Raw genomic sequence first — 5,268 nt, 5'->3', positions numbered from 1 at the left:
ATGTTGTGTGCAGTTGTGTCGACGACCGGATGACATTAGTCAGACGATAATAGCACTTCTATTGATGTAGCCAACAATCGAACCTCTCCGGTTTCATGTGACCATAGGTAAATGCTCTCCGACAGTTGCGTACTATGTTTTCCATCCGTTTGAAGAATCAATAAATCCCCTTCATCATTATCTCCAATTGCTATCGCATTGATCGGAAATCCATTCCACTCCTTGGCCCTCTTTGTCTCATGCAATATATCATTACTCGTGCGACGAATCCTTTCTCTATTTAGCTTGTCCATAACCGGATAAAATTTCCAATATCCATCATCAGCGTCGATTTCGCCACCATTCTCTTTAGCCAGTTTGGCTTTAAAAAGAGGAGGGAATGTGAGACCTAGACTTTTTTCCGCTTCTTCGATGTAGATAAGTTCAACTGAGAATGCCATAGTTAAATGTAATTAATTGCACACAACTTATAATTATACGTCACTTGTGTGACGTAAATGAATTTGGTAATTTTTTTTTTGATATGAAAGCTATACTGTCTCTTCCCTTAATAACACCCGACAACAGTACCGCCAATTCAAAATAACGTCACTTTTAGAAACAGTGGATAGATGCACCTGGATCAAATAGCGCGTACTTCGAGTGCGCGATATATGCAGGTTAAGAAAATAATCACTGTCACGAATTTTTTATCCAAAATCACAGCCGATCAAGCGGACTTGTAATATTTTGAAGCGTAATGTTAGTTACGTGCGTATATCGCAACGTAGTTCTGATATCATTGTGCCCCAACAAGCTTTTAATAAAACGGATATCAGTGCCTTGCTCTAACAAATGGGTTGCGAAACTGTGTCTCAGCCCATGTATACCGGTGTCAATATTTATTTTTGCACGCTGCATTGCCTGTTCGAAGACTTTCTGCGCACTGCGGATGCTATACTGCCCACCATACTGACCTTCAAATAAATATATCTTTGGCTGATAGGTCTTAAAATAAATATGAAGCTGATCAAGCAAAGTCTCCGGCAAGTTCACATACCGGTCTTTTTTCCCTTTCGCCCTGTTGATAAACACCCGCATCGTGTTACTGTTTATGTCAACTATTCTTATGGCAACAATCTCACTGACACGCAAACCCATCCCATAACAAACTTTGAGCATTGTGTTATGTTTCAGATTAGTGGTGAGTGTCAACAGCCGTTTTATTTCTTCTATCGAAATAGTCTGCGGCAAAGTTTCCGGTTTTTTGGGTCTTGGAATTTCCAGAAATATCTCCGGTTTGAGCCGTACCTGCTCAACATAACATTTCACAGCATTTATCCGGCTGTGCAGCGTGTTTTCCGATAACTTCAAAGTTTGCAGGCAATATAAAAAATAGGATTTTAATCTCACGGCATCTAACCTATCAACAGAAACAGATTTCAAAATAGTGAGCAACTGCACAAACTCGTTGACATAAGTACGTATCGTGTGATGGCTGTATACACGGAGTTCAAGGAAATCTACAAAGTCCTTCAATGCTGGCCTATTTATTTCATGAACCGACTTTGTTATCCCCAAAGTAATGTATTCTTGTTTAAGGCGAAACAATTGGCGGAAGGTTCTATTGTCCGCCACATGCCAGGCAGCCATTCTCTTATCCCACCTCGCACCGGGCAGCTCCGACAAATATTTTTCAGAAACTTTGGGATTATTTGGTTTGATTATTATCCGATAGCCGCCATGAAGTCGCCGCGGCTGATAACTGAAAAACTGGTATGGAAAAGAATTGACGTCGTACATCTCGCTCACTGGTGTCCAACGCAATATCTTCCGATCGGTTTATCTACCAATGAGAAAAATATCAACTGAAGTTGTTGAAATCCTCATTGTCGTATGCCGAATAACTAAATATGGCTTCGCAGAGCTTCGCCATGCCGGTCCCATTGCTGTTTTCAACAGGCAGCTAATCAGAGCATAAAATACTCATATTTATATAATTGCCAATGTTAATAGAAATTAAATTATACGAATAGGTGTTTCTACTCAAAGTTGATTTTCAGAATCTGGTTTCACGGCAATGGGCGAACGAAAAAAAATGCGGGATTCAATTCGCCAGAGATTGATAGATGTGAAAAAGATTCCGGGCTGAGAAATGTTGAATAGGTAAAACACTTCTTGTTACATAATTTGAGGCTCTGAATTCCGGAACACAAAAGAGCCTGGAATCCGACAACGCCGTAGTGACTGACAGTTCCTGGAAAACCGCAAATTTCAACTCAGCCTTAAAACCTGCGGTTCAGTTTCACCTAAATTTTGAAGCACAAATGCAACATCTTACACATCACATAAATAAATGGATCTTAGCTGGTCTGTTGATTTTTGGTGAGATGTTAAACCTTCAGCAGGCAAATGCTCAACAGTTAAAAAACCACCCTGGTACAGGCGGAGGTATCCCAAGGCTTGTAGAAGAGATCGATGGATTGATTCATAAATACGGCTTATACAAAGACTCACTTAACTGGAAGCAGATCTACAACGAGATCAACTCAATTAGGTTTACTGACTCAGATACCTCCAATCTTCGATTGGTTTTAAATGTGTTTACTCAAAACCTCAGGAAAGCCGGCGATAAACATTCCTTTTTTATGACCACCGCGGCAGCAACGTCTTATTCTAAACGAGAAGAAGCTGCGGCAAAGCCCACCGCTAAAGACCTCGGATCCGGTATAGCCCTGGTTACAGTTCCATTATGTTTTAATAATCAAAAATCAAAAGACATTCGCTTTGCAAATACAATCCGCGAACAAATCAGGAAAGTGGATACCAGGAACGATATATCAGTTTGGATGATTGACCTGAGAAACAATGTTGGTGGTAACATGTGGCCGATGCTGGCCGGACTGAACGCGCTGATTGAAGATGGAACTGCGGGATACTTCATCAACCCCGCTTCCAATAGTGAACAGCCATGGCCATCTTATAATGGAAGACTTGTGTTTCCGAATGCTAAAATCAATAATTATAAAGTTCGAAGTCGTGACATAAAAATAGCATTGCTAATCGACTCGATGACTGCAAGCAGTGGCGAAATGACGGCCGTCTCTTTTATTGGACTTCCTAATGTAAAAGTTTTAGGACAACCTTCCGCAGGTTATACTACTGCTAATACCACTTACTATTTGTCTGACGGCACCATGTTTAACCTGGCAACCTCCTATATCGCTGATCGAAACAGGAAACCGTATATGGACAAAATTATCCCGGACATAATTCTTAGTAAAAATGGCGATGGTGGTATTGAGGAAGCAGTTAAAATAATAAAAGAATGGATGCTTCAAACGGCAGTTGGCCAGGTGGCAACGGTATCCTTCAAAACCCTGTACCTTAACTGACCGATATTGAACGCATAGAAAACTATGATAAAGTCTCTAATAGACAACAATATATCGTAAAGAAATATTTTGCCTATCAGGGCTTCCGTTAAATTAGTTTGTAACCCTGATGGGGCCTGACTGATCAAATGCTAACCTTGCAGAATACTGATTAATCATAGTAACAGTTCAGGAATATTTTTTTCCAAGCCAGGTAATTGTAATGGGTTTCGGAATACCGGGCTGAAAGTTGTAGAGATCCAGGCTTCCATCGATCTCACTGAATTTACCGGTCCAATGGGCAAAAGGATAAGAGTACAGCTTTAGACTGTCTCTTAAAACAAAATTGTATTGGTCGGATGTTGAACTGCTGCTATCAATCTCGAACCTTGTAGTAGTTGAGTGCTCATAAGCTTTACTGGTGCTGTACAGAAGTTGGATCCAGCGTTTTGTGGTAGGCGTAACGTTCGGGTCGAATAACGGACCATAACTTGAAACAGGGCTTGCCCTGATTATCAGCGTATCTTCTTTATGAATAGGCGTTGTGGGTGTAAGAATTTTGGATGTAACCTGTATAACGATAGGAATAGTGCTGGCCAACTTTTCCACACCTGATTCATCATAGATATCTGCGCTGACAACATAATTGCCGGCACATTTAAATTGTGCAACCGCTAATCCGGTTTTATGATGACCGGAAAATTCAACACATCCATTGTCTGGTATAGTTTTCCAACGGTACAATCTACCAGGCCTGGATTCTACGTAGTGAATACTGTCAGTAATCCAATCTGTGTCGATAAGTAAGATGGCCTGATTTATCCTTATTACGCTATCTACTTCGATCCTGACATTGTGTTGCTCCAATTTTTCCAGGGCAGATTTTTGACAAGATGTGAATGCAAGAAAAAGTGCAACGATAATTGCAGATTTGTGAAAAGTCATAGGGGGTTTTAAGGATAATTTATGAAAAAAATGCAGGTGACGCTAACGCGAGACTGAGTTTATGAAATTATTCACAATTTGACTTCGTACTGCTACAGCATGTATGGATGCGAGAAAACGCCGGTCTCCAGTAAAAATTTGTAAGTGACAAAATGGTTATTGATTTTGATTCACACATTACTGTATTAGTGACATATGAATTGCCTTATTTTTTGGTCCGATAGCGAACGGATGAGTTCTCTCGCCGGGTTTTTGCGCTCTAAAGCCGGTTATAGACGCAAAAAGCGGTTTTTTGACTTCTGGATGTTGAATCATAATTAACGAATCCATACCGGTGAATAACTGCTTGTCTCTTATTGAAACCGGAATAATATATGTGGAATCATAAACTGCTATATAGCCCTTTACTCCCAGATACACACCAGCCTCATTATATTCAAATATAAATTTTGTAGGAGACCCGAACCCACATTTATATTCATGAATGTACTGCACGTCGAGGCTCTTTTCCTTGTAGACATTTGAGTAAATCGCAGTACATCCGCAACAGCCAGAGAACATGAACTTAACATCAAAAGCATTTTTGTCTGGATACCGGCCTTTGAGGACGACCCTATGCATGTCCCGGAAGCAAGATGAGAAAAGTGATATAACAGCAAAAATTACAAGTAGTCGCTTCATTCCTGGATAGTAGTGTCAGATGTAGAAGTAATATATGGACTATAATTGAAAGTGCATATCCGGGGTTCAGCTGCTGGTTTCCTGATGCGGCCGCCTTTGAGTGTGACAAAGCCTCCTTGACATATGGGCAAAAAAAAGCCTCACGATTATTAGTCGTGAGGCTTAAAATAAATATGGCAGCTACCTACTCTCCCGCATTTTATCGCAGTACCATCGGCCATGAGGGTCTTAACTTCTCTGTTCGGAATGGGAAGAGGTGAACACCCCCGGCAAAACCACCATAAGGTTT

The 5,268-nt window shown here is 40.7% G+C and carries 5 protein-coding genes and 1 rRNA gene; 1 reads left to right on the top strand and 5 read right to left on the bottom strand.

The genetic code is table 11. The annotated features are described in order from the left end of the window. Nucleotides 1–35: 35 nt before the first annotated feature. The gene (locus VK664_RS09570; RefSeq protein WP_461398423.1) at nucleotides 36–440 is read right to left on the bottom strand and encodes an SMI1/KNR4 family protein; all 405 of its coding nucleotides are present in this window, start codon (nucleotides 438–440) and stop codon (nucleotides 36–38) included. 259 nt (nucleotides 441–699) lie between these two features. Beyond that, nucleotides 700–1,806 (bottom strand): tyrosine-type recombinase/integrase, encoded by a 1,107-nt coding sequence (locus VK664_RS09565; RefSeq protein ID WP_461398422.1) that lies wholly within the window; start codon nucleotides 1,804–1,806, stop codon nucleotides 700–702. A 500-nt stretch (nucleotides 1,807–2,306) separates the two neighbouring features. Here VK664_RS09565 and VK664_RS09560 point away from each other — a divergent pair, with 500 nt between their 5' ends. Further along, complete coding sequence (locus VK664_RS09560; protein ID WP_461398421.1) at nucleotides 2,307–3,374, top strand: S41 family peptidase; 1,068 nt, start codon at nucleotides 2,307–2,309, stop codon at nucleotides 3,372–3,374. Nucleotides 3,375–3,542: 168 nt separating this feature from the next. Here VK664_RS09560 and VK664_RS09555 read toward each other — a convergent pair whose 3' ends face one another. From VK664_RS09555 to rrf, 3 genes are all read right to left on the bottom strand, one after another. Further along, nucleotides 3,543–4,298 (bottom strand): hypothetical protein, encoded by a 756-nt coding sequence (locus VK664_RS09555; protein ID WP_461398420.1) that lies wholly within the window; start codon nucleotides 4,296–4,298, stop codon nucleotides 3,543–3,545. Nucleotides 4,299–4,475: 177 nt separating this feature from the next. Continuing rightward, nucleotides 4,476–4,979 (bottom strand): hypothetical protein, encoded by a 504-nt coding sequence (locus VK664_RS09550; RefSeq protein WP_461398419.1) that lies wholly within the window; start codon nucleotides 4,977–4,979, stop codon nucleotides 4,476–4,478. Between the two features lie 171 nt (nucleotides 4,980–5,150). Beyond that, nucleotides 5,151–5,262: ribosomal RNA gene (gene rrf / locus VK664_RS09545) — 5S ribosomal RNA — on the bottom strand. Nucleotides 5,263–5,268: the final 6 nt, after the last annotated feature.

Source organism: Flavitalea sp. (genome assembly GCF_035489435.1).
Taxonomy (GTDB): domain Bacteria; phylum Bacteroidota; class Bacteroidia; order Chitinophagales; family Chitinophagaceae; genus DATHKG01.
Note: the sequence above shows the minus strand (reverse complement) of the source record. Positions and strands in the feature narration are given on the sequence as shown.